This is a genomic window from Pseudomonas sp. m6p, from assembly GCF_055760375.1.
In genome coordinates this window covers 4,597,600-4,620,355 of record NZ_CM147084.1, presented here as the reverse complement: position 1 = coordinate 4,620,355, position 22,756 = coordinate 4,597,600, and the positions used below count along the sequence as shown (strand labels likewise).

23 protein-coding genes and 1 other RNA gene are annotated in these 22,756 nt (G+C 59.6%); 18 read left to right on the top strand and 6 right to left on the bottom strand.

What is annotated here, in order from left to right:
* Nucleotides 1–82: 82 nt before the first annotated feature.
* Nucleotides 83–1,177, top strand: coding sequence for a cell division protein ZapE (gene zapE / locus ACYZUM_RS20965; protein ID WP_041074841.1), 1,095 nt, complete (start codon nt 83–85; stop codon nt 1,175–1,177).
* A gap of 180 nt (nt 1,178–1,357) precedes the next feature.
* On the opposite strand, the gene ACYZUM_RS20960 is transcribed toward zapE, so the two are convergent.
* The gene (locus tag ACYZUM_RS20960) at nt 1,358–2,254 is read right to left on the bottom strand and encodes a GlxA family transcriptional regulator (RefSeq protein WP_174376918.1); all 897 of its coding nucleotides are present in this window, start codon (nt 2,252–2,254) and stop codon (nt 1,358–1,360) included.
* 250 nt (nt 2,255–2,504) lie between these two features.
* Between ACYZUM_RS20960 and ACYZUM_RS20955 the strand changes: the two genes are divergently transcribed.
* Nucleotides 2,505–3,641, top strand: coding sequence for an acyl-CoA dehydrogenase family protein (locus ACYZUM_RS20955; RefSeq protein WP_108183751.1), 1,137 nt, complete (start codon nt 2,505–2,507; stop codon nt 3,639–3,641).
* 104 nt (nt 3,642–3,745) lie between these two features.
* On the opposite strand, the gene ACYZUM_RS20950 is transcribed toward ACYZUM_RS20955, so the two are convergent.
* Nucleotides 3,746–4,786 carry an NADP(H)-dependent aldo-keto reductase gene (locus ACYZUM_RS20950; protein WP_041073179.1) on the bottom strand — a complete coding sequence of 347 codons (1,041 nt, stop codon included), beginning with the start codon at nt 4,784–4,786 and terminating at the stop codon, nt 3,746–3,748.
* A gap of 244 nt (nt 4,787–5,030) precedes the next feature.
* Between ACYZUM_RS20950 and rplM the strand changes: the two genes are divergently transcribed.
* The 7 genes from rplM (at nt 5,031) to ACYZUM_RS20915 (ending at nt 9,916) form a co-directional block, all read left to right on the top strand.
* Nucleotides 5,031–5,459, top strand: coding sequence for a 50S ribosomal protein L13 (rplM, locus tag ACYZUM_RS20945; protein WP_003228062.1), 429 nt, complete (start codon nt 5,031–5,033; stop codon nt 5,457–5,459).
* Nucleotides 5,460–5,473: 14 nt separating this feature from the next.
* Nucleotides 5,474–5,866, top strand: a complete 393-nt coding sequence (gene rpsI / locus ACYZUM_RS20940; RefSeq protein ID WP_007961615.1) for a 30S ribosomal protein S9 — start codon at nt 5,474–5,476, stop codon at nt 5,864–5,866.
* Nucleotides 5,867–6,135: 269 nt separating this feature from the next.
* Nucleotides 6,136–6,729: a ubiquinol-cytochrome c reductase iron-sulfur subunit gene (gene petA, locus ACYZUM_RS20935; protein ID WP_003228055.1), complete on the top strand. Its 594-nt coding sequence runs from the start codon at nt 6,136–6,138 to the stop codon at nt 6,727–6,729.
* Nucleotides 6,729–7,940, top strand: coding sequence for a cytochrome b (locus tag ACYZUM_RS20930; protein ID WP_041073175.1), 1,212 nt, complete (start codon nt 6,729–6,731; stop codon nt 7,938–7,940). Before petA ends, ACYZUM_RS20930 begins: the two co-directional genes overlap by 1 nt.
* On the top strand, nt 7,940–8,722 hold the full coding sequence (locus tag ACYZUM_RS20925) for a cytochrome c1 (protein WP_222018424.1): 783 nt from the start codon (nt 7,940–7,942) through the stop codon (nt 8,720–8,722). Before ACYZUM_RS20930 ends, ACYZUM_RS20925 begins: the two co-directional genes overlap by 1 nt.
* Nucleotides 8,723–8,868: 146 nt before the next feature.
* Nucleotides 8,869–9,486, top strand: coding sequence for a glutathione S-transferase N-terminal domain-containing protein (locus tag ACYZUM_RS20920; protein WP_003228048.1), 618 nt, complete (start codon nt 8,869–8,871; stop codon nt 9,484–9,486).
* A 16-nt stretch (nt 9,487–9,502) separates the two neighbouring features.
* The gene (locus ACYZUM_RS20915; protein WP_473061168.1) at nt 9,503–9,916 is read left to right on the top strand and encodes a ClpXP protease specificity-enhancing factor; all 414 of its coding nucleotides are present in this window, start codon (nt 9,503–9,505) and stop codon (nt 9,914–9,916) included.
* 148 nt (nt 9,917–10,064) lie between these two features.
* Here the strand turns inward: ACYZUM_RS20915 and ACYZUM_RS20910 are convergent, their stop codons facing one another.
* From ACYZUM_RS20910 to ACYZUM_RS20895, 4 genes are all read right to left on the bottom strand, one after another.
* A complete protein-coding gene (locus tag ACYZUM_RS20910; protein WP_041073173.1) occupies nt 10,065–10,643 on the bottom strand; it encodes a BON domain-containing protein in 579 nt (192 codons plus the stop codon).
* Nucleotides 10,640–11,233: a phosphoheptose isomerase gene (locus ACYZUM_RS20905; RefSeq protein ID WP_025109297.1), complete on the bottom strand. Its 594-nt coding sequence runs from the start codon at nt 11,231–11,233 to the stop codon at nt 10,640–10,642. Before ACYZUM_RS20905 ends, ACYZUM_RS20910 begins: the two co-directional genes overlap by 4 nt.
* A 104-nt stretch (nt 11,234–11,337) precedes the next feature.
* The gene (locus ACYZUM_RS20900; protein WP_041073170.1) at nt 11,338–11,700 is read right to left on the bottom strand and encodes a YraN family protein; all 363 of its coding nucleotides are present in this window, start codon (nt 11,698–11,700) and stop codon (nt 11,338–11,340) included.
* The gene (locus tag ACYZUM_RS20895; protein WP_041073162.1) at nt 11,700–13,511 is read right to left on the bottom strand and encodes a penicillin-binding protein activator; all 1,812 of its coding nucleotides are present in this window, start codon (nt 13,509–13,511) and stop codon (nt 11,700–11,702) included. Before ACYZUM_RS20895 ends, ACYZUM_RS20900 begins: the two co-directional genes overlap by 1 nt.
* Nucleotides 13,512–13,688: 177 nt before the next feature.
* Here ACYZUM_RS20895 and rsmI point away from each other — a divergent pair, with 177 nt between their 5' ends.
* From rsmI to mraY, 9 genes are all read left to right on the top strand, one after another.
* Nucleotides 13,689–14,594 (top strand): 16S rRNA (cytidine(1402)-2'-O)-methyltransferase, encoded by a 906-nt coding sequence (gene rsmI, locus ACYZUM_RS20890; protein ID WP_086791633.1) that lies wholly within the window; start codon nt 13,689–13,691, stop codon nt 14,592–14,594.
* A gap of 73 nt (nt 14,595–14,667) precedes the next feature.
* Nucleotides 14,668–15,021: RNase P RNA component class A (rnpB, locus tag ACYZUM_RS20885), an RNA gene on the top strand.
* Nucleotides 15,022–15,422: 401 nt separating this feature from the next.
* Nucleotides 15,423–15,878: a division/cell wall cluster transcriptional repressor MraZ gene (gene mraZ, locus ACYZUM_RS20880; RefSeq protein ID WP_003228026.1), complete on the top strand. Its 456-nt coding sequence runs from the start codon at nt 15,423–15,425 to the stop codon at nt 15,876–15,878.
* A complete protein-coding gene (gene rsmH, locus ACYZUM_RS20875) occupies nt 15,875–16,822 on the top strand; it encodes a 16S rRNA (cytosine(1402)-N(4))-methyltransferase RsmH (RefSeq protein ID WP_430292253.1) in 948 nt (315 codons plus the stop codon). Before mraZ ends, rsmH begins: the two co-directional genes overlap by 4 nt.
* Nucleotides 16,819–17,112 carry a cell division protein FtsL gene (gene ftsL, locus ACYZUM_RS20870; RefSeq protein WP_041073157.1) on the top strand — a complete coding sequence of 98 codons (294 nt, stop codon included), beginning with the start codon at nt 16,819–16,821 and terminating at the stop codon, nt 17,110–17,112. The genes rsmH and ftsL overlap by 4 nt, the downstream gene beginning before the upstream one ends.
* Nucleotides 17,112–18,851, top strand: coding sequence for a peptidoglycan D,D-transpeptidase FtsI family protein (locus ACYZUM_RS20865; protein ID WP_174376919.1), 1,740 nt, complete (start codon nt 17,112–17,114; stop codon nt 18,849–18,851). The genes ftsL and ACYZUM_RS20865 overlap by 1 nt, the downstream gene beginning before the upstream one ends.
* Nucleotides 18,851–20,314 (top strand): UDP-N-acetylmuramoyl-L-alanyl-D-glutamate--2,6-diaminopimelate ligase, encoded by a 1,464-nt coding sequence (locus ACYZUM_RS20860; RefSeq protein ID WP_047296423.1) that lies wholly within the window; start codon nt 18,851–18,853, stop codon nt 20,312–20,314. The genes ACYZUM_RS20865 and ACYZUM_RS20860 overlap by 1 nt, the downstream gene beginning before the upstream one ends.
* Entirely contained in the window at nt 20,307–21,674 is a 1,368-nt protein-coding gene (locus tag ACYZUM_RS20855; protein ID WP_047296421.1) for a UDP-N-acetylmuramoyl-tripeptide--D-alanyl-D-alanine ligase, read from the top strand. Before ACYZUM_RS20860 ends, ACYZUM_RS20855 begins: the two co-directional genes overlap by 8 nt.
* Nucleotides 21,674–22,756 carry a phospho-N-acetylmuramoyl-pentapeptide-transferase gene (gene mraY, locus ACYZUM_RS20850; protein WP_025109289.1) on the top strand — a complete coding sequence of 361 codons (1,083 nt, stop codon included), beginning with the start codon at nt 21,674–21,676 and terminating at the stop codon, nt 22,754–22,756. The genes ACYZUM_RS20855 and mraY overlap by 1 nt, the downstream gene beginning before the upstream one ends.

Sequence of the window (22,756 nt, the reverse complement as noted above, 5' to 3'; positions counted from 1 at the left end):
GCGGCCCGACCAAGGGCTGATTGCCATTCCTACGGGCCGTCGCTACAGTGACGGCCCGTTTTTGTTGCCTTGCTAACGAATTATGACGCCCCTAGAACGATACCAAGCTGATCTGAAACGCCCGGACTTCTTCCATGACGCCGCGCAGGAAACTGCCGTGCGTCATCTGCAGCGCCTGTACGACGATCTGATCGCGGCCGAGCAGAACAAGCCGGGTTTGCTGGGCAAGCTGTTTGGCAAGAAGGATCAGACGCCGGTCAAGGGCCTGTACTTCTGGGGCGGCGTGGGGCGCGGCAAGACTTACCTGGTCGACACCTTCTTCGAAGCGCTGCCGTTCAAGGAAAAGACCCGCACTCACTTCCACCGCTTCATGAAGCGCGTGCACGAAGAGATGAAAACCCTCGGCGGCGAGAAAAACCCGCTGACCATCATCGCCAAGCGCTTTGCGACCGAGTCGCGAGTGATCTGCTTCGATGAATTCTTCGTCTCGGACATCACCGACGCGATGATCCTCGGCACGCTGATGGAAGAGCTGTTCAAGAACGGCGTGACCCTGGTCGCGACCTCGAACATCGTTCCGGACGGCCTGTACAAGGACGGCCTGCAGCGCGCGCGTTTCTTGCCGGCCATTGCGCTGATCAAGCAGAACACCGAAATCGTCAACGTCGACAGCGGCGTTGACTATCGACTGCGCCATCTCGAACAAGCGGAGCTGTTCCACTATCCGCTGGACGAAGCGGCGCACGAAAGCCTGCGCAAGAGCTTCAAGGCGTTGACGCCGGAATGCACGGCGGCGGTGGAAAACGATGTGCTGATCATTGAGAACCGCGAAATCCGTGCCCTGCGCACCTGTGACGACGTGGCCTGGTTCGACTTCCGTGAACTGTGCGACGGCCCGCGCAGCCAGAACGACTACATCGAGCTGGGCAAGATCTTCCACGCGGTGCTGCTCAGTGGCGTCGAACAGATGAGCGTCACCACTGACGACATCGCCCGACGCTTCATCAACATGGTCGACGAATTCTACGACCGTAACGTCAAGCTGATCATTTCTGCCGAAGTCGAGCTGAAAGACCTGTACACCGGCGGGCGCCTGACGTTCGAATTTCAGCGTACGCTGAGCCGTCTGCTGGAGATGCAATCGCACGAATTCCTGTCCCGGGCGCACAAGCCTTAAACAGATTCGGCATACAAAAAGGGCCTGCAATTGCAGGCCCTTTTTGTATCGAAATTCACCTCGAACCCTGTGGGAGCGAGCTTGCTCGCGAAAGCGGTGTGTCAGCAATACAAACACTGGCTGACGCACCGCCTTCGCGAGCAAGCTCGCTCCCACAGGAGGCCTTGTGTCGTTCAAAAGCTATGCAGCCTGCTGAAACTGCTGCCGATACTGGTTCGGCGACAACTCGGTGTGCTGGCGGAACAGCCGCGCAAAGAAGCTCGCATCGTCGTAGCCGACCTCATAACTGATGGTCTTGATGCTCTTGCGGCTGCCCGACAACAGACCTTTGGCAGTCTCGATGCGCAGGCGTTGCAGGTAGTGCAGCGGCTTGTCGCCAGTCGCGGTCTGGAAGCGGCGCATGAAGTTGCGGATGCTCATGCCGTGCTCGCGGGCCACGTCTTCGAAGCGGAACTTGTCGGCGAAATGCTCTTCGAGCCAGTGCTGGATCTGCAGGATGATCACGTCCTGGTGCAGTTTCTGCCCGCCGAAACCGATACGTCCCGGCGAATAACTGCGCTGCACTTCATACAGAATGTCGCGGGCCACGGCTTGCGCCACGTTGGCGCCGCAGAAGCGTTCGATCAGGTAGATATACAGGTCGCAGGCCGAAGTGGTACCGCCGGCGCAATACAGGTTGTCGGCGTCGGTCAGGTGCTTGTCCTGATTGAGGTACACCTTGGGAAAGCGCTCGGCAAAGGCATTGAAGAAGCGCCAGTAAGTGGTCGCTTCCTTACCGTTGAGCAGCCCGGCCTCGGCCAGCCAGAATACCCCGGTGGCTTCGCCGCAGAGCACGGCGCCACGGGCGTGCTGCTCGCGCAGCCACGGCAGGATCTGTGGATAACGGCTGCACAGCGTATCGAAATCGTCCCAGAACGCCGGGAGGATGATGACGTCGGCGTTTTCCAGGCCGCCGTCCACCGGCATCATCACGTCACTGAAACTGTTCACTGGTTTGCCGTCGGGGCTGACCAAGCGGGTTTCAAACGCCGGTGTCAGGCCGTGGCCCAGTTGTTTGCCGTAACGCAGGCTGGCCAAATGAAAGAAATCCTTGGCCTGCATGAGAGTGGATGCGAAAACCCGGTCGATTGCCAGGATGCTGACGCGCCGCAAGGGCGTGGAGACTTGCTTGGACATAATTCAACTTTTGTTTTGTTTTTATAAGGGAAAGTGGTCACCAGACGGCTGGATCGTCTTATTTTTTGTCGGATGTGTCCAGTGTCCTGTGTCGGAGGTGAGGCTTAGTCTCTGAAGGCCATATTCCTCCAACAACAATGAAAGGTGCCGCATGATCCCCAGAACCTTGTTCAGCTCCGAGCACGAATTGTTCCGCGACAGCGTACGAACCTTCCTCGAAAAAGAGGCCGTGCCGTTCCATGCGCAATGGGAGAAACAAGGCCACATCGACCGCAAACTGTGGAACAAGGCGGGGGAGGCGGGGATGCTCTGCTCGCACCTTCCGGAAGAGTACGGCGGCCTGGGCGCGGACTTTCTGTACAGCGCAGTGGTAATCGAAGAGGTCGGTCGTCTGGGTCTGACCGGGATCGGTTTCTCGTTGCATTCGGACATCGTTGCGCCATACATCCTGCATTACGGCAGTGAAGCGCTGAAGCAAAAATACCTGCCGAAACTGGTCTCGGGCGAGATGGTCAGCGCGATTGCGATGACCGAGCCGGGTGCCGGTTCCGACCTGCAAGGGGTCAAGACCACCGCAGTGCTGGACGGCGACGAGTACGTGATCAACGGCTCCAAGACCTTCATCACCAACGGCTTTCTCGCTGATTTGGTGATCGTGGTCGCCAAAACCGATCCCAAGGCCGGCGCCAAAGGCACCAGCCTGTTTGTGGTAGAGGCGAATACGCCGGGCTTCGAGAAGGGCAAACGCCTGGAGAAGGTCGGAATGAAGGCGCAGGACACGTCGGAATTGTTCTTCCAGGACGTACGTGTCCCCAAGGAAAATCTGCTGGGTCAGGCCGGAGCGGGGTTTGCCTATTTGATGCAGGAATTGCCGCAGGAGCGTCTGACCGTGGCGATTGGTGGTCTGGCCTCAGCCGAAGCGGCACTGCAATGGACGCTGGATTACACCCGTGATCGCAAGGCGTTCGGCAAGGCGATTGCCGACTTCCAGAACACCCGCTTCAAACTGGCGGAAATGGCTACCGAGATTCAGATCGGCCGAGTATTTGTCGACAAGTGCCTGGAACTGCATCTGCAGGGCAAGCTCGATGTGCCGACGGCTGCGATGGCCAAATACTGGGGCACGGACCTGCAATGCAAGGTGCTCGACGAGTGCGTGCAGTTGCATGGCGGCTACGGCTTCATGTGGGAGTACCCGGTGGCTCGGGCGTGGGCGGATGCACGGGTGCAGCGGATCTATGCCGGTACCAATGAAATCATGAAGGAGATCATTGCGCGGTCGCTGTGAGTTCTGCAGTGAATTGACGGGCCCCTTCGCGAGCAGGCTCGCTCCCACAAGGATCACGCTGTACCTGTGGGAGCGAGCCTGCTCGCGAAGCTTTTAACGGCCGATCAAGGCGCCGGGTTCGGATGATCCTTGTGGATCGCCTCAATCCCCGCCAGCACCTCATCGGAAAGCTTCAGATCAAAACTGGCAATGTTGCTGTCCAGTTGCTCCAGCGTCGTGGCGCCAATGATGTTGCTGGTGACGAACGGTTGCTGGGTGACGAATGCAAGGGCCATCTGCGCCGGATCAAGACCGTGTTCACGGGCCAGGGCCACGTAACGGCTGCAGGCCGCTTCCGATTGCGCGTTGAAATAGCGGCTGAAGCGGCTGTAGAGGCTCAGGCGACCTTTCGGCGGACGCGCGCCGCCTTCGTACTTGCCGGACAGGAAACCGAATGCCAGCGGCGAGTAGGCGAGCAGGCCGCACTGTTCGCGGATGGCGATTTCCGCCAGGCCGATTTCAAAGCTGCGGTTGAGCAGGTTATACGGATTCTGGATCGACACCGCGCGCGGCCAGCCCCGGGCTTCGGCCAGGGCAAGGAAGCGCATGGTGCCCCACGGCGTCTCGTTGGACAGGCCGATGTGGCGGATCTTGCCGGCCTTCACTTGCTCATCGAGGGCTTCGAGGGTGTCTTCAAGCGGCGTCAGGTTGGCTTCGATCTTGTGTTTGTAGCCCAGTTGTCCGAAAAAGTTGGTGCTGCGCTCCGGCCAGTGCAACTGGTAGAGGTCGATGTAATCGGTCTGCAGGCGCTTGAGGCTGGCATCCACCGCTTCAGTGATGTGCTGGCGGTTGTGGCGCAGGTTTTTGTCGCGGATGTAGTCGATGGTGTTGCCGGGGCCGGCGATCTTGCTGGCGAGGATCCAGTCGGCACGATCACCACGGCTTTTGAAATAATTGCCGATGTAGCGCTCGGTGGTGGCGTAGGTTTCGGCTTTCGGCGGCACCGGGTACATCTCGGCGGTGTCGATGAAATTGATCCCGGCTTCCTTGGCCCGCTCGATCTGGGCGAAGGCTTCAGCTTCAGTGTTTTGCTCGCCCCAGGTCATGGTGCCGAGGCAGATTGCACTCACGTTCAGGTCGGTACGGCCTAGCTGGCGATAGTCCATCGGGTGCTCCTTGGGCAAAACAAGCATAAAAGCAGGTTGAAATTTTTTTCGCAATCTGCATAATTGCCGACCTCTTTCTGCAGTGGAAGTGATGCGCCGCCGCCGAAGAATCTTGCCGTTGAACGGACGCGCCGACCCGAGCCCCCGAAAGCGTCTGTATCCGGCTGCCTTTGACTTGTCAAAGTACGCACTATTCAGTAAGATCCGCCGTCTTATTTACAGGCGGCCCCTGAGGCTATAAAGAATGAAAACTTTTACTGCTAAACCGGAAACAGTAAAGCGCGACTGGTTTGTCGTCGACGCTGCTGGTCAGACCCTGGGTCGTCTGGCCACCGAAATCGCGAGCCGTCTGCGTGGCAAGCACAAGCCTGAGTACACTCCTCACGTTGACACCGGCGACTACATCGTCGTAATCAACGCCGAGCAGATCCGTGTAACCGGCGCTAAAACCACTGACAAAATGTACTACTCCCACTCCGGTTTCCCGGGCGGCATCAAGTCGATCAACTTTGAAAAGCTGATCGCCAAGGCCCCTGAGCGCGTGATCGAGACCGCGGTTAAAGGCATGCTGCCTAAGAACCCGCTGGGTCGTGACATGTACCGTAAGCTGAAAGTCTATGCGGGCGCTGCACACCCTCATACTGCTCAGCAGCCCCAAGAACTGAAGATTTAACGGAATAGTTCATTATGTCGGCGACTCAAAATTACGGCACTGGCCGTCGCAAGACCGCAACCGCACGCGTTTTCCTGCGTCCGGGTACTGGTAACATCTCCATCAACAACCGCTCCCTGGACTCGTTCTTCGGCCGCGAAACTGCCCGCATGGTAGTTCGTCAGCCGCTGGAACTGACCGAGACTGTCGAGAAGTTCGACATCTACGTCACTGTCATTGGTGGTGGTGTAAGTGGTCAGGCTGGCGCAATCCGCCACGGCATCACTCGCGCTCTGATGGACTACGACGAAACCCTGCGTAGCGCTCTGCGCAAAGCTGGCTTCGTTACTCGCGACGCCCGTGAAGTTGAACGTAAGAAAGTTGGTCTGCGTAAAGCGCGTAAGCGTCCGCAGTACTCGAAGCGTTAATTCGTTTCCACGTTCAAAAAAGAACGCCCGATTCCTCGCGGAACCGGGCGTTTTTTTATGCCTGCGATTTATTAAAGAATTGCGCTGTGACAACTTGCCACATTCGTAGACCCCCTATACTACAAGGCTTGAGGGTGGGAGCCCCGGGTAATTCCCTTGTCAGAATTGGGGCTTTTCATTACCATCTCGGCAAAATTTTTATAAGTAACATTGATTTATTTAGTAGATGCCTGATTTAACAGGCCACAAAGCTGATGGGAGAGGACTGAATGAGCAATGACGGCGTGAATGCAGGCCGGCGTCGCTTCTTGGTAGCAGCCACATCCGTGGTGGGTGCTGCAGGAGCGGTGGGGGCTGCGGTCCCGTTCGTGGGGTCATGGTTTCCCAGTGCCAAGGCGAAAGCCGCCGGTGCACCGGTGAAAGTGAATGTCAGCAAGATCGAGCCAGGACAGCAGATGATTGCCGAATGGCGCGGCCAGCCGGTGTTCATTGTCCGCCGTACTGCGGAAATCCTGGGGAATCTCAAGAAGATCGAGGGCCAGCTCTCCGATCCGACTTCCAAAAACTCCACGCAACCTACTTATGTCGATCCTGAAGTGCGCTCGATCAAGCCGGAAATCCTGCTGCTGATCGGGATCTGCACTCACCTGGGTTGCTCTCCCACCTTCCGTCCCGAAGTGGCGCCTGCGGACTTGGGTAAAGACTGGGTCGGCGGCTATTTCTGCCCTTGCCACGGTTCCCACTACGATCTGGCTGGCCGCGTCTACAAGTCGCAACCCGCGCCTTTGAACCTGCCAGTTCCCCCGCATTCCTATGAGACCGATGACCTGATTGTCATTGGCGTCGATACGGAGAAAGCGTGATGAGCAAGTTCATGGATTGGGTGGATGCGCGCTTCCCGGCGACCAAAATGTGGGAAGACCATCTCAGCAAGTATTACGCGCCAAAAAACTTCAACTTCTTCTATTTCTTCGGCTCGCTGGCACTGTTGGTGCTGGTCAACCAGATCGTCACCGGTGTCTGGCTGACGATGAGCTACACCCCGTCGGCAGAAGAGGCGTTCGCTTCCGTCGAGTACATCATGCGCGACGTCGAGTACGGCTCGATCCTGCGTCTGCTGCACTCCACCGGCGCTTCGGCGTTCTTCATTGTGGTTTATCTGCACATGTTCCGGGGCCTGCTCTACGGTTCGTACCAGAAACCTCGTGAGCTCGTCTGGGTGTTCGGCATGCTGATCTACCTGGCGCTGATGGCTGAGGCCTTCATGGGTTATCTGCTGCCTTGGGGGCAGATGTCCTACTGGGGTGCCCAGGTGATCATCTCGCTGTTCGGTGCGATTCCGGTCATCGGCAACGACCTGACCCAGTGGATTCGTGGTGACTACCTGATCTCCGGAATCACTCTGAACCGCTTCTTCGCACTGCACGTCGTGGCGCTGCCGATCGTGATTCTCGGTCTGGTGGTGTTGCACATTCTGGCGCTGCACGAAGTCGGTTCGAACAACCCGGATGGCGTCGACATCAAGAAGCACAAAGACGAAAACGGTGTCCCGCTGGACGGCATTGCCTTCCACCCGTACTACACCGTGAAAGACATCGTCGGCGTGGTGGTGTTCCTGTTCATCTTCTGCTTTATCGTGTTCTTCTTCCCGGAAATGGGCGGTTACTTCCTCGAAAAGCCGAACTTTGAGCAAGCCAACCCGTTCAAGACGCCTGAGCACATTGCGCCGGTCTGGTACTTCACGCCGTTCTACGCGATCTTGCGTGCGATCCCGGACAAGCTCATGGGCGTGATCGCCATGGGGGCCTCGATTGCCATGCTGTTCGTGCTGCCGTGGCTGGACCGCAGTCCGGTCAAATCGATGCGCTACAAGGGCTGGATGAGCAAAATCTGGCTGCTGGTGTTCTGCATTTCCTTCGTGATCCTCGGCATTCTGGGCGTACTGGCCCCGACGCCCGAGCGCACGCTGGTGTCGCAGATCTGCACCTTCCTGTACTTCGCCTACTTCATTCTGATGCCGTTCTACACCAGGCTCGAGAAGACCAAACCGGTTCCGGAAAGGGTGACTGGCTGATGAAAAAGTTATTTTTTGCTCTGATTTTTGCTGCGCTGCCTGTGCTGTCTTTCGCCGCCGAACACGGTGGTCCGGAGCTGGAAAAAGTCGACATCGACGTGTCCGATAAAGCTGCCCTGCAGGACGGTGCGCGCACCTTTGCCAACTATTGCATGGGTTGCCACAGTGCCAAGTTCCAGCGTTACGAACGGGTGGCCGATGATCTCGGCATTCCCCACGACATGATGCTCGAGAAGCTGGTGTTTACTGGCGCCAAGATCGGCGACCACATGAGCATCGGCATGCAGCCGGCAGACGCCAAGACCTGGTTCGGTGCGGCACCGCCGGACCTGACCCTGGTGGCGCGTGTGCGTGGCACCGACTGGCTCTACGGTTATCTGCGCTCGTTCTACGAAGATCCGGCGCGCCCTTGGGGCGTGAACAACAAGGTCTTCCCGAACGTCGGCATGCCTAACGTGCTGGTCGGCCTGCAAGGTCGTCAGGTGGTGGGCTGCAAGCAAGTGCAAATCGTCGAGGACGGCAAGAAGCAATACGATCCGCTGACCGGTACGCCGCTGACCCATGAAGCGTGCGATCAGTTGACCATCGTGCCGAAAACCGGTGCTCTGAACGAAGAGCAGTTCGATGAGAAGGTCAAGAATCTGGTAACCTTCCTGGCTTACTCGGCTAACCCGGTTAAGCTGCAACATCAGCGCATCGGTACATACGTCTTGCTGTACCTGGCGTTCTTCTTTGTGTTCGCCTACCTGCTCAAGCGTGAATACTGGAAAGACGTGCACTGATACGCTTCAAGCATTGCTGTTAATCGCGCGCGCCCAAGGGTGCCTCCGATAACGCAATGTCTGGTTCGCCAGGCATTGCGGGAGGCGCCCTCTGGGCGCGCGCGTTTTTCCGGTTCCAATCATTTCAACAAGCGAGGAGGATCGCCATGGGCGTGACCAATCGGTTGGCCTGTTACTCCGACCCCGCCGACCACTATTCCCACCGAGTGCGCATCGTGCTTGCAGAGAAGGGTGTCAGCGCCGAAATCATTTACGTGGAAGCTGGCCGCCAGCCGCCTAAACTGATTGAGGTGAACCCTTACGGCAGTCTCCCGACACTGGTCGATCGCGACCTGGCGTTGTGGGAGTCGACCGTGGTGATGGAATATCTGGATGAGCGTTACCCGCATCCGCCACTGATGCCGGTTTACCCGGTGGCGCGTGCCAACAGCCGTCTGCTGATTCACCGTATTCAGCGCGACTGGTGTGGTCTGGTGGATCTGATCCTGGATCCGAAAACCAAGGAAGCCGCGCGTGTCGTGGCGCGCAAGGAATTGCGTGAAAGCCTGACGGGCGTGTCGCCACTGTTTGCCGACAAGCCGTTTTTCCTCAGTGAGGAACAAAGTCTGGTGGATTGCTGCCTATTGCCAATACTCTGGCGTTTGCCGATTCTGGGTATTGAACTGCCGCGGCCGGCCAAGCCGCTGCTTGATTATATGGAGCGCCAGTTTGCGCGTGAGGCTTTCCAGGCGAGTCTGTCTGGCGTCGAACGCGATATGCGCTAAGGCTTAAGGAGCCGCTATGAACTCCAGTCGACCTTATCTGGTCCGCGCGCTCTACGAGTGGATTGTGGATAACGATTGCACCCCGCACATGCTGGTCAATTCCGAATACCCGGCAGTGCAGGTGCCGCAAGGTTTCGCCAGCGACGGGCAGATTGTCCTGAACATTTCGCCCAGTGCCGTGCGGCACTTGCACATGGACAACGACGTGGTGACCTTCGAGGGTCGCTTCGGTGGCGTTCCGCACAGTCTCTATGTGCCGATCAGTGCAATTCTGGGTATTTATGCCCGGGAAAACGGTCAGGGCATGGTGTTCGATCTCGAGTCGCCGATGGATGACGAAGACGATGTCGAGCCTGATGACGATTTGCCGCCACCCGACAGCGAGCCGCCGCGCCCAAGTGGCCGGCCAAGTTTGAAAGTGGTGAAGTAATAAAAAAGGCGACCCGAGAGGGTCGCCTTTTTTATTACGTAGGAGCTACCGAAGGCTCGGGCCGCGTTCGGACGATCTTTTGATCTTGTTTTTGACGATCAAAAGATCGCAGCCTCGTTTCACTCGGCAGCTCCTACAGAAGTGCAGATCAATCGATGTATTCGAACAGCTTCACGATCTTCTGCACGCCGGCAACGCCTTGCACCAGATTGGTCGCCTGTTGTGCTTCCTGTTTGGTCAGCAGGCCCAGCAGGTAAACGATACCGTTCTCGGTCACGACCTTGATGCGCGAGCCGGGAATGCTGGCGTCGGTCAGCATCTGGGTCTTGATCTTGGTGGTCAGCCAGGCGTCGTTCTGGCGAGCGAGGAAGCTTGAAGGTGCAATCACTTGCAGTTCGTTGTGCACTTTCTTCACGCGCTGCACGTTGGCGGCGGCCTGTTCGGCCTTGGCCTTGAGGTCTTCGCGCGGCGTCTGGCCGGCAAGCAGGACCACGCCGTTGAAGCTGGTGACGACGATATGTGAATCCTTGTCCAGGCCTGGGTCGGCCTTGGCCACGTTGACGCCGACTTTGGTTTCGATCAGCGAGTCGTCGATTTTACTGCCGAAGGTTCGGGTGCCGCGGTCGTCTTCAATCGGCGCTTCACGGCTGGCATTCACCACCGAGGTGCAGCCGCTGATGCCGAGGCACAGGGTCAAGGCCAGAAGGCCAAGGCGATTAGGGGTCATTCTTCACTCCCGAACAGTTGGCTGTCGATCAGATCGCAGAGGCAATGGATCGCCAGCAGATGGACTTCCTGAATACGTGCAGTGACATGGGCCGGTACGCGAATCTCGACATCTTCAGGCAGCAGCAGTGAAGCCATGCCGCCGCCATCGCGGCCAGTCAAAGCTACGACAACCATTTCGCGATCATGTGCGGCCTGGATCGCTTGAATAATGTTTGCGGAGTTGCCGCTGGTCGAAATCGCCAGCAATACGTCGCCGGGTTGACCCAGTGCGCGGATCTGCTTGGAGAACACTTCGTTGTAGCTATAGTCGTTGGCGATCGAGGTGATGGTCGAGCTGTCGGTGGTCAGAGCGATGGCCGGCAGGCTCGGGCGTTCACGCTCGAAGCGGTTGAGCAGCTCGGAGGAGAAGTGCTGGGCGTCGCCGGCAGAGCCGCCGTTGCCGCACGAAAGCATTTTGCCTTCGTTGAGCAGGGCGTTGACCATGATCTGGCTGGCTTGCTCGATGTGCGGTGCAAGTACGTCCATCGCCTGTTGCTTGGTGTCGATACTGGCCTGGAAAAGCTGGCGAATTCGGGATTGCATGTCCATCTGTGTGACCTTAAGTAGCGCGGCTGTTCGGCACGTGAATGTGCAGCCCGCAAAGCAAAGAGCAAAAATTGTCGGTGAAAGTGTCCGGGGTGGTGTGCAGAGAATCAACCATCGAACGCATTCTGCAACCAGTTCAACTGATCCGGGTGCCTGTCGATGGCCACCACGTCGAAGCGGCAAGGGGAATCGGCCCAGCGTGACTCGCGCTGAAGGAAATGCTGTGCGGCGAAAATCAGCTTCTGCCGTTTGCGCTCATCGATGCTAGCGAGCGCGCCACCCCATTGAGTGTTTTTTCTGTAGCGGACTTCGACGAATACTACTGTATCGCCATCAAGCATGACCAGATCAAGCTCGCCCCGTTTGCATGACCAGTTCTGCGCCAGCAGGCGCAGACCCTGGTGTTGCAGATGCTCGAGCGCCTGGCGCTCGGCATCTTTACCGCTTTGCAGGTGCGAGCCGTCGGGCATCAGCGCGGGGTGTCCGGCAGGCGTTGAACCTGACCGTTGACGAACTGTGCCCATGGCAACTGACGCACTACGCGTTGGGTCTGGGTCATGCCCAGGCTACCCGACTGACCTTCGATGCGGCTGTCCGGCAGCGCCTTCAGCTGACCCAGGCGCGGCGCCAGACGGTAGGCGTCGACGCCCATGGCGTAAAGGCGACCCAGGCTGCCGGCCGCTTGCGGCCATTGCGCGGTGACTTGCTGACGCAGCGGGTCATTGGCTTCCAGCAACCATGGGGTTTCGCAGAAGCGCACGCCGTTCATGTCGTTGTACTGGTTCACATCGCCGCTGGCGCTGTACACGTGGGAGGTTGCGTACACAGGAACATCACCCGCGTACTGGAAGTTCAGGGTCGGCTTGATCTGCTGCGCTTGCTGCGGGGTGGCTGCCAGGAAGATGAACTCGATGTCCTGGCGACGCGACGGCTGAGCGGCGACATTGGTGCCAGCAGCGTTTTGCAGGCTCTTGGCGCGGGCTTCGCTTTGACGCAGCTGGAACATGTCAGCGATCTGCTGGGCCAGTTGCACTGGCTGATCAACGCGTTCGGTGGCAACGATGCTGCCGCCATTGGCCTGCCAGTCCTGGCTGAACGCACGCAATACGCGGTCGCCCCATTCGCCTTTCGGCACCATGATCGCCGCGCGATGCAGGCCGTCGGCGCGGGCGCGACGCGAAACTTCGCGAGCTTCATCTTCAGCCGCCAGACCGAACTGGAACAGTTGCGCCGGACCTTGATCGCCTTCGCTGTAATTCAGCGCGAGGGTGGTGATTGGCAGTTGCGGACGGGTGCTCAATTGCTTGACCAGCGGTTTTTCCAGCGGGCCGACCACCAGTTGCACGCCATCGGCCTGGGCCTTGCGGTAGAACTCGTCCATCGAGGTCAGTTTGGAGCTGTCGTAAAACTCGATGGCGGGCGGCTTCTGACCGGCCTGTTGTGCTTGATAGTGCGCCGCCATGAAACCTTCACGCAGCGCTTTACCGACTGAGGCCAGTGGGCCGTCTTGCGGCAGCAGCAGGGCAATCTTGCTCAGGGGCTGGCTGGCCAGTTCCTTGAGTTTGGTCAGTGGCAGCGGCAGGTTGATTGCTGCTGGGTGCTTTGGATTCTGTGCGCGCCAGGCATCGATCGCCGCTTGCTGCTGTTCAAGGGTGCCGGCGGTTTTCACAGCCAGGGCCAGGCCCATCCAGCCGCCGAGATCGTCGGCGGTGTTGGGTTGCAGTTGATCGGTCGGCAGCGAAGCGATCAAAGTCCAGATGGCTTCGTGGTTCTTGCTCGCGGCTTCGCCTTTGAGCATTGGAGCGATGAAGATGCGCTCACGAGCGGCTGCCAGGGTCTGGCCGTCGGCTTCCAGTGCGCGGGCGTGCACGGTGCCGGTGCGAACTTGCTGATCTTCCGGCATTTCGCTCAGGTGCTGCAGGCTCGGATGGCTCAGAGCGGTCAGCGCAGCTTTCGGCTGATTACGCGTCATTGCCAGCTCAGCGGACAAGGTGCTGGCAAAGATCTGCTGGCCTGGCTTCAACTGCTCCATCGGCACTTGTTGCAGGATCTGCGCGGACTGGCCGGCATTGCCCTGGCGATAAGCGAGGTCTGCCGCGCTCAAGCGCAACAACGCGGCTTTTTCCGGCGTCTTGGCCTGGGTAGCCTGTTCGAGCAGTTGCTCGATGCTGGCATCCGGAGTCCGTGGAAGTTCGCCAAGGCTGGAGGAAGGGGAGCTGGCGCAGGCCGCCAATAAGGCAGCGAGGCAGAGGGCAGTGAACAGCCGCAGGCAAGCGATCATGTAAGTGTTCCTGATACTCGATCAAATTAGCGTGGAATTGTACCCAAGCGCTGGCCGGGGCGCGATGTTACTGGCGTGAAACCGTCAATTTAGCTGAAGCAAATGTTGCGGCATCGCACAAAGGCGCGCAAAACCGGCGTCGGCCGGAACGCATCGCAAGCCTCGTGACGCGTTACAATGCCGGCTTTTACCGATCATGAGGTGTGCGCTTTGACTGCTCCAGGTCCTTTGAATTCCGCTGCTGGCTCGCTTTATGTGGTGGCGACGCCCATCGGCAACCTGGACGACATCAGCGCCCGGGCTCTGAAAATCCTCCGCGAAGTGGCATTGATCGCCGCCGAAGACACGCGGCACTCGGCGCGCTTGATGCAGCACTTCGGTATTGCCACGCCGCTGGCCGCGTGCCATGAACATAACGAACGTGATGAAGGTAGCCGCTTTATTACCCGTTTGCTGGCAGGCGATAACGTCGCGCTGATATCTGATGCCGGGACACCGCTGATTTCCGATCCGGGTTATCACCTCGTGCGTCAGGCGCGGGCGGCGGGCATCAATGTGGTGCCGGTGCCGGGTGCCTGTGCGTTGATCGCAGCGCTGTCGGCGGCGGGGCTGCCCTCCGACCGGTTCATTTTTGAAGGCTTCCTGCCGGCCAAGTCGGCGGGGCGCAAGGCGCGCCTGGAATCGGTAAAGGAAGAGCCACGCACGCTGATTTTCTACGAGGCCCCGCATCGCATTCTCGAGTGCCTGCAGGACATGGAAGCGGTGTTCGGTGGCGAGCGTCAGGCGTTGCTGGCCCGGGAAATCACCAAGACCTTCGAGACGCTCAAAGGCTTGCCGCTGGCTGAGTTGCGGGCGTTTGTCGAGTCCGACAGCAATCAGCAGCGCGGCGAGTGCGTGGTGCTGGTCGCGGGCTGGTCTGCGCCGCAGTCCGAAGACGCCGTCAGCAGCGAAGCGATGCGCGTGCTCAACCTGCTGCTCGAAGAGATGCCGCTCAAGCGAGCCGCCGCTCTGGCCGCGCAAATCACCGGCGAGCGCAAAAACGTGCTGTATCAGGTCGCACTGGAACAGCAGAAGGGCGAGTAACCCGTCGCGCAGGCGGGTTTCACGGCTATTAGCGCTTGTTCTTCGGGCGCTCTGCCGTTAACCTGCGCGGCGGAGAGTCGATCGGACAGTCGCTGCCCTCTATGAAAATTAGAGGGGGGAGGAAAGTCCGGGCTCCATAGGGCGAAGTGCCAGGTAATGCCTGGGAGGCGTGAGCCTACGGAAAGTGCCACAGAAAATAACCGCCTAAGCGCTTCGGCGCCGGTAAGGGTGAAAAGGTGCGGTAAGAGCGCACCGCACGTCTGGCAACAGTTCGTGGCTAGGTAAACCCCACTTGGAGCAAGACCAAATAGGGTCCCAAGGCGTGGCCCGCGCTGGGACCGGGTAGGTTGCTAAAGATGTCCAGTGATGGCCATCGTAGACGAATGACTGTTCAAGACAGAACCCGGCTTACAGATCGACTCTCCACCTTTTTCTTTCCCTGCTTGAATCAATGGCATCAGGGCTGGTTATTATCGGCAGGCCTGCGCTAAAGTCCGGCAGCGGCAAATGCAGTAATAGCCATTTCCCACCTTGCTTCAATCAACAGCAGAAGCGCTTTTGTAATACCGAAAAAATCTTACTCTTAACAAATTACTTTAACTTCCGAGCGCAGCTTTCAGTGCTGCATCAAGTTATTGGTCAAAAGTATCCGCCAAATTGTCGTTGCCCCTCCTTTTAAGCTCCTAAATCTCCGTTCTGTAAGGGTTTTCCTTTAATCCGCGCCTTGACGGTGTGGTGGGCGCATTCCTATAGTGTGCGCAAGTGGCGGAAAGTGGCATGAAGTGGGTTTTTTGAGCTCAAAACGATAAAAATTGGAGAAACGCTGACGTGTTTCGCGGAGCTAACGCTATCAGTCTCGATGCTAAGGGCCGTCTCGCCATGCCGAGCCGGTACCGTGACGAGCTCGTTTCGCGTAGTTCCGGCCAGTTGATCGTGACCATTGATGCCGTTGATCCGTGCCTGTGTGTCTACCCGCTCGACGAGTGGGAAATTATTGAAACCAAGTTGCGTGCACTCCCTTCGCTGCGCGAAGAGAACCGTCGCCTGCAGCGTTTATTGATTGGTAATGCCGTCGACCTCGAGCTCGACGGCAGTGGTCGTTTTCTGGTTCCACCGCGTCTGCGCGAATACGCCAAGCTTGATAAGAAAGCGATGCTGGTGGGCCAACTGAACAAGTTCCAATTGTGGGACGAGGATGCATGGAACGCGGTATCTGCCGCTGACCTTGCTGCTATTCAACAACCGGGCGCCATGCCTGACGAACTGCGTGATTTGATCCTGTGACTATTGATAGCGGCTTTAACCACATCACCGTACTGCTTGACGAAGCCGTCGAGGCTCTCGCCGTACGCCCTGATGGCTGCTATCTGGACGGTACGTTCGGGCGCGGCGGGCATAGTCGGCTGATCCTCAGCCAGCTCGGGCCGGACGGCCGACTGATCGGATTCGACAAGGATCCTCAAGCGATTGCCACCGGGCAAACGCTAGCGGCCGAAGACGGCCGCTTTGTCGTTGTGCAGCGCAGCTTTGCCGAACTGGGTTCGGTGGTCGCCGAACAAGGGCTGAGCGGCAAGGTCAGCGGTATCCTGCTCGATCTCGGCGTGTCGTCGCCGCAACTGGATGACGCCGAGCGCGGCTTCAGTTTCCTCAATGACGGCCCGCTGGACATGCGCATGGATCCGTCCCGTGGCATCAGCGCCGCCGAGTTCGTCAACACTGCGCCGGTGGAAGAAATCGCCCGGGTGTTCAAGGAATATGGCGAAGAACGTTTCTCCGGGCGCATGGCCCGTGCCGTGGCCGAGCGCCGCGACATCAAGCCGTTCGAGCGCACCGCCGATCTGGCCGAAGTCTTGAAAGTCGCCAACCCAGCGTGGGAGAAGGGCAAGAACCCGGCGACCCGCGCGTTCCAGGGCTTGCGCATTCACGTCAACAACGAACTGGGCGATCTGGAGGCCGGCCTCGAAGCCGCCCTGGATGCGCTTGAAATTGGCGGCCGCCTGGTGGTCATCAGCTTTCACTCGCTGGAAGACCGCATCGTCAAACTGTTCATGCGCAAGCTGGTCAAAGGCGAAGCCGACAACCTGCCGCGCAACCTGCCCGTGCGCCACGTGGCGTTCGAACCGAAAATCAAAATCCATGGCAAAGCGCAGACGGCCTCCGACGCCGAACTCAAAGCCAACCCACGTTCCCGTAGCGCTGTCATGCGTGTTGCGGAGAAGTTGCGGTGAGCAAGCTTTTCGCCAAGCCCCTGCCGGGCGGCAGCTTTATCATGCTGCTGCTGTTTGTCGGCGTGCTCGTGTCGGCCATCGGCGTGTCCTACAGCGCGCACTGGAACCGGCAGTTGCTTAACACCCTTTACAACGAACTCAGCGTGCGCGACAAGGCGCAGGCCGAGTGGGGGCGTCTGATTCTCGAGCAAAGCACCTGGACAGCGCACAGCCGCATCGAAGTGCTGGCCACTGAACAATTGAAAATGCACATTCCGGGCGCGGCTGACGTGAAGATGGTGGCGCCATGATGAAACTCGAAGGCGCACTCTTCCCGTGGCGCTTCCGCCTGATGGTGGCTCTGCTCGGCGTGATGGTCGCGGCGATCTGCTGGCGCATCATCGACCTGCAAGTGGTTGACCGTGACTTCCTCAAGGGGCAGGGCGACGCGCGCAGTCTCCGTCACATCCCGATTCCTGCTCACCGTGGTCTGATCACCGACCGTAACGGCGAGCCGTTGGCCGTGAGTACCCCGGTGACGACGCTGTGGGCCAACGCTAAGGAAATGCAGACGGCCAAAGAGAAGTGGCCGGCACTGGCCGCGGCGCTGGGGCAGGATCCGAAAGCCCTGGCCGAACGTCTCGAAGCTCAGGCCAACAAAGAATTCATTTACCTGGTGCGCGGGCTGACCCCCGAGCAGGGCCAGGCTGTGCTCGACCTGAAAGTGCCGGGCGTTTACGGCATCGAAGAATTCCGCCGCTTCTACCCGGCCGGTGAAGTCACCGCGCACATGGTCGGCTTTACCGACATTGACGATCACGGGCGTGAAGGCGTCGAGCTGGCCTACGACGAGTGGCTGGCCGGGGTGCCGGGCAAGCGGCAGGTCATCAAGGATCGGCGCGGTCGGCTGATCAAGGATGTCCAGGTCACCAAGAACGCCAAGGCCGGCAAGCCCTTGGCGTTGTCGATTGACCTGCGTCTGCAATACCTGGCGAACCGCGAGCTGCGCAACGCGATCATCGAGAACGGCGCCAAGGCTGGCAGTCTGGTGATCATGGACGTGAAGACCGGCGAGATTCTCGCCATGGTCAACCAGCCGACCTATAACCCGAACAACCGTCGCAACCTGCAGCCGGCGATGATGCGTAACCGCGCGATGATCGACGTGTTCGAACCGGGTTCGACCATGAAAGCGATCTCGATGAGCGCCGCCATCGAGTCCGGTCGCTGGAAACCGACCGACACCGTCGAGGTGTATCCGGGCTCGCTGCAGATCGGCAAGTACACGATCAAGGACGTTTCGAAGACCGAAGGCCCGGTGCTGGACATGACCGGGATTCTGATCAACTCCAGTAACGTCGGCATGAGTAAGGTCGCGTTCGATATCGGCGGTGAAACCATTTACCGTCTCGCACAGAAAGTCGGACTCGGACAGGACACCGGCCTGGGCTTTCCGGGCGAGCGCGTCGGCAACCTGCCGAACTACCGCGACTGGCGCAAAGCCGAAACCGCGACACTGTCTTATGGCTACGGTATTTCCGTGACCGCAATCCAGCTGGTGCACGCATTCTCGGCGCTGGCCAACAACGGGCGTCTGGCGCCGCTGACCCTGATCAAAACCGACAAGCCGCCGCAGACCACTCAGGTATTGCCGGAAGCGGTCGCGAAAACCATGCAAGGCATGCTGCAGCAAGTGATCGAAGCACCGCGCGGCGTGTTCCGTGCGCAGGTGCCGGCGTATCACGTGGCCGGCAAGTCGGGTACTGCGCGTAAAACGTCGGTGGGCACCAAGGGTTACGCCGAAAACTCCTACCGCTCGCTGTTCGCCGGTTTCGGCCCGATGAGCGATCCGCGTTACGCCATCGTGGTGGTGATCGATGAACCGTCCAAGGCCGGTTACTTCGGTGGTCTGGTGTCGGCGCCGGTGTTCAGCCGTGTGATGTCCGGCACCCTGCGCCTGATGAACGTAACCCCGGACAACCTGCCGACTACCCAACAGGCCAACGCTACCCCGGTCGTTCCGCTGAAAGCCAATGGAGGGCGCGGCTGATGTCTCTGAGTCTGAACAAGATATTCCCCCACGCCGGCCATGATCTGTTGATCCGTGAATTGGCGCTGGACAGCCGCAACGTGCGCGCGGGCGACCTGTTCCTCGCTGTGCCCGGTGGCAAGTTCGATGGCCGTGCGCACATCGCCGATGCCTTGCAGCGCGGCGCGGCTGCGGTTGCGTATGAAGTGGAAGGCGCCACCGTGCTGCCGATCACCGAAGTGCCGTTGATTCCGGTCAAAGGCCTGGCGGCGCAGTTGTCCGACATCGCCGGGCGCTTTTATGGCGAGCCGAGCCATCACTTGAACCTGATCGGTGTTACCGGCACCAATGGCAAAACCAGCGTGACCCAACTGGTCGCGCAGGCACTCGATCTGCTTGGTCAGCATTGCGGCATCGTCGGTACGCTGGGTTCCGGCTTCCATGGCGCGCTGGAAAGCGGCCTGCACACCACGCCGAATCCGATCGCCATGCAAGCCACTCTGGCCGACCTGAAAAAGGCCGGGGCCAAAGCCGTGGCCATGGAAGTGTCGTCCCATGGTCTGGATCAGGGCCGGGTCACTGCATTGGCGTTCGACGTCGCGGTGATGACCAACCTGTCCCGCGACCACCTGGATTATCACGGCACCATGCAGGCGTACGCCGAGGCCAAGGCCAAGCTGTTCGCCTGGAATGACCTGAAGTGCCGCGTGGTCAACCTCGACGACGATTTCGGTCGGCAGTTGGCCGGCGAAAAACGCGAGTCGCGTTTGATCAGTTACAGCCTGCTCGACAGCAGCGCCTATTTGTATGTCCGCGAAGCGCAGTTCGATGACCACGGCGTACGAGCCACGCTGGTCACGCCGCAGGGCGAACACCACCTGCGCAGCACGCTGCTCGGTCGTTTCAACCTGAGCAACGTGCTGGCGGCGGTCGGCGCTTTGCTCGGTCTGGATTACGCGCTCGACGAAATCCTCAAGGTGCTGCCGAAACTTGAAGGCCCGGCCGGGCGCATGCAGCGTCTGGGTGGCGGCACTCAGCCACTGGTGGTGGTCGATTACGCCCACACCCCGGATGCCCTGGAAAAAGTTCTGACCGCGCTGCGTCCACACGTCAAAGGCCAGTTGCTGTGCCTGTTCGGCTGTGGCGGTGATCGTGATCGCGGCAAGCGTCCGCTGATGGCGGAAGTGGTCGAGCGTCTGGCCGATCGCGTACTGGTCACCGATGACAACCCGCGCACCGAAGATCCGGCGCAGATTTTCGACGACATCCGCGCCGGTTTCACCGCTGTGGATAAAGTCACCTTCGTCGCCGGCCGTGGTCAGGCGATTGCCCAGCTGATCGCTGCTGCATCGGCCGATGACGTGATCGTGCTGGCCGGCAAAGGTCATGAGGACTATCAGGAAATCAACGGCGAGCGGCACGCTTTCTCCGATCTGGTCGAGGCCGATCATGCCCTCACCGCGTGGGAGGTGGCCCATGCTTAAGGCCCTGACATTGAGCGAACTGACCAACGTGCTCGACGCACGTCTGATCAGCAGCGACGCCAGTTTCGATGGCGTCAGCATCGACAGCCGTGCGATCACCGCTGGCCAACTGTTTATTGCCCTGACTGGCCCGCGCTTTGACGGTCATGACTACCTGAACGATGTCGCCGGCAAAGGCGCGGTGGCGGCACTGGTCGAGCGTGAAGTCGCCGACAGCACCTTGCCGCAACTGCTGGTCAAGGACACCCGTCAGGCCCTCGGCCAGTTGGGTGCGCTGAACCGTGCCGCGTTCACCCAGCCAGTCGCGGCCATCACTGGCTCCAGCGGCAAGACCACGGTCAAGGAAATGCTCGCGAGCATCCTGCGTACCCGCGGTCCGGTGCTGGCGACGCGCGGCAATCTGAACAACGACCTCGGCGCGCCGCTGACCCTGCTCGAACTGGCGCCGGAACACACTGCCGCCGTGATCGAACTGGGCGCCTCGCGTCTGGGCGAAATCGCCTACACCGTCGGGCTGACCAAGCCGCACGTAGCGATCCTCAACAACGCTGGCACTGCCCACGTTGGCGAGTTCGGCGGGCCTGAAAAAATCGTCGAGGCCAAGGGCGAGATCATCGACGGTCTCGCGGCAGATGGTATTGCCGTGCTCAACCTCGACGACAAGGCCTTTGGTATCTGGAAGCTCCGCGCCGGCGCACGCAAGGTGCTGACCTTCTCCCTGAGCAATCCGCAGGCAGATTTCTACGCCAGCGACCTGAGCACCGATGCCCGGGGTTGCCCGGCCTTCAACCTGCATACACCTGAAGGTGTGGAGCACGTTCAGCTGAACCTGCTCGGCACCCATAACGTCGCCAACGCCATGGCTGCCGCCGCTGCCGCTCACGCCCTGGGCGTGTCGCTGTTCGGCATTGCCACCGGGCTTGGCGCGGTACAACCGGTCAAGGGTCGCACCGTCGCGCAACTGGCGAAGAACGGCATGCGCGTGATCGATGACACTTACAACGCAAACCCCACCTCCATGTGCGCTGCCGTTGATATACTCGCCGGCTTTTCCGGCCGCACCGTCCTGGTGCTCGGAGATATCGGCGAGTTGGGCGACTGGGCGGAGCAGGGGCACCGCGACGTGGGCGAATACGCCCGGGGCAAGGTTTCCGCGCTTTACGCGGTCGGGCCGAACATGGTCCACGCCGTGAACGCATTCGGCCAAGAGGCGCATCACTTCGGCACGCAAGCCGAACTGATCCAGGCCCTCGACGCCGAGCAGGACACAAACACCACCATTTTGATCAAGGGTTCGCGCAGTGCGGCGATGGAAAACATCGTTGCGGCTCTGTGCGGGTCCAGTCTGGAGAAACATTAATGCTGCTGCTGCTAGCGGAGTATCTGCAACAGTTCTACAAAGGCTTCGCGGTCTTCCAGTACCTGACCCTGCGCGGGATCCTCGGTGTGCTGACCGCGCTGGTTTTGTCGCTGTGCTACGGCCCGTGGATGATCCGCACCCTGCAGAACCGTCAGATCGGCCAGTCCGTTCGCAACGACGGCCCGCAATCGCACCTGTCCAAGTCGGGTACGCCGACTATGGGCGGCGCGCTGATTCTGTCTTCCATCGGTGTCAGCACCCTGCTGTGGGCTGACCTGAGCAACCGCTACGTCTGGGTCGTGCTGCTGGTGACTCTGCTGTTCGGCGCCATTGGCTGGGTCGACGACTACCGCAAAGTGATCGAGAAGAACTCCCGTGGCTTGCCAAGCCGCTGGAAATATTTCTGGCAGTCGGTCTTTGGCCTGGGCGCAGCGATCTTCCTTTATATGACCGCCACCACGCCTGTGGAGACCACGCTGATCCTGCCGATGCTCAAGGACTACAGCATTCCGCTGGGCGCCGGTTTCATCGTGCTGACCTACTTCGTGATCGTCGGTTCGAGCAACGCGGTCAACCTGACCGACGGCCTCGACGGTCTGGCGATCATGCCAACCGTGATGGTCGGCGGTGGCCTGGGCATCTTCTGCTACCTGTCGGGTAACGTGAAATTCGCCGAGTATCTGCTGATTCCTTACGTGCCGGGCGCAGGCGAGCTGATCGTGTTCTGCGGCGCGTTGATCGGTGCGGGGCTCGGGTTTCTCTGGTTCAACACCTACCCGGCGCAAGTGTTCATGGGCGACGTCGGTGCTCTGGCACTCGGCGCGGCACTGGGCACCATCGCAGTGATCGTCCGTCAGGAAATCGTCCTGTTCATCATGGGCGGTGTGTTCGTGATGGAAACCCTGTCGGTGGTTATCCAGGTGGCCTCTTTCAAGCTGACCGGGCGCCGTGTGTTCCGCATGGCACCGATTCACCACCACTTTGAACTCAAGGGCTGGCCCGAGCCTCGCGTGATCGTCCGTTTCTGGATCATCACCGTGATTCTCGTGCTGATCGGCCTTGCCACCCTGAAGCTGAGGTAG

What these genes read in the sequence shown, in the direction of transcription:
- zapE (WP_041074841.1), top strand. Translation starts at nt 83, where the DNA reads ATGACGCCCCTAGAACGATACCAAGCTGATCTGAAACGCCCGGACTTC.
- ACYZUM_RS20955 (WP_108183751.1), top strand. Translation starts at nt 2,505, where the DNA reads ATGATCCCCAGAACCTTGTTCAGCTCCGAGCACGAATTGTTCCGCGAC.
- ACYZUM_RS20950 (WP_041073179.1), bottom strand. Translation starts at nt 4,786, where the DNA reads ATGGACTATCGCCAGCTAGGCCGTACCGACCTGAACGTGAGTGCAATC.
- rplM (WP_003228062.1), top strand. Translation starts at nt 5,031, where the DNA reads ATGAAAACTTTTACTGCTAAACCGGAAACAGTAAAGCGCGACTGGTTT.
- rpsI (WP_007961615.1), top strand. Translation starts at nt 5,474, where the DNA reads ATGTCGGCGACTCAAAATTACGGCACTGGCCGTCGCAAGACCGCAACC.
- petA (WP_003228055.1), top strand. Translation starts at nt 6,136, where the DNA reads ATGAGCAATGACGGCGTGAATGCAGGCCGGCGTCGCTTCTTGGTAGCA.
- ACYZUM_RS20930 (WP_041073175.1), top strand. Translation starts at nt 6,729, where the DNA reads ATGAGCAAGTTCATGGATTGGGTGGATGCGCGCTTCCCGGCGACCAAA.
- ACYZUM_RS20925 (WP_222018424.1), top strand. Translation starts at nt 7,940, where the DNA reads ATGAAAAAGTTATTTTTTGCTCTGATTTTTGCTGCGCTGCCTGTGCTG.
- ACYZUM_RS20920 (WP_003228048.1), top strand. Translation starts at nt 8,869, where the DNA reads ATGGGCGTGACCAATCGGTTGGCCTGTTACTCCGACCCCGCCGACCAC.
- ACYZUM_RS20915 (WP_473061168.1), top strand. Translation starts at nt 9,503, where the DNA reads ATGAACTCCAGTCGACCTTATCTGGTCCGCGCGCTCTACGAGTGGATT.
- ACYZUM_RS20910 (WP_041073173.1), bottom strand. Translation starts at nt 10,643, where the DNA reads ATGACCCCTAATCGCCTTGGCCTTCTGGCCTTGACCCTGTGCCTCGGC.
- ACYZUM_RS20905 (WP_025109297.1), bottom strand. Translation starts at nt 11,233, where the DNA reads ATGGACATGCAATCCCGAATTCGCCAGCTTTTCCAGGCCAGTATCGAC.
- ACYZUM_RS20900 (WP_041073170.1), bottom strand. Translation starts at nt 11,700, where the DNA reads ATGCCCGACGGCTCGCACCTGCAAAGCGGTAAAGATGCCGAGCGCCAG.
- ACYZUM_RS20895 (WP_041073162.1), bottom strand. Translation starts at nt 13,511, where the DNA reads ATGATCGCTTGCCTGCGGCTGTTCACTGCCCTCTGCCTCGCTGCCTTA.
- rsmI (WP_086791633.1), top strand. Translation starts at nt 13,689, where the DNA reads ATGCCGGCTTTTACCGATCATGAGGTGTGCGCTTTGACTGCTCCAGGT.
- ACYZUM_RS20865 (WP_174376919.1), top strand. Translation starts at nt 17,112, where the DNA reads ATGAAACTCGAAGGCGCACTCTTCCCGTGGCGCTTCCGCCTGATGGTG.
- ACYZUM_RS20860 (WP_047296423.1), top strand. Translation starts at nt 18,851, where the DNA reads ATGTCTCTGAGTCTGAACAAGATATTCCCCCACGCCGGCCATGATCTG.
- ACYZUM_RS20855 (WP_047296421.1), top strand. Translation starts at nt 20,307, where the DNA reads ATGCTTAAGGCCCTGACATTGAGCGAACTGACCAACGTGCTCGACGCA.
- mraY (WP_025109289.1), top strand. Translation starts at nt 21,674, where the DNA reads ATGCTGCTGCTGCTAGCGGAGTATCTGCAACAGTTCTACAAAGGCTTC.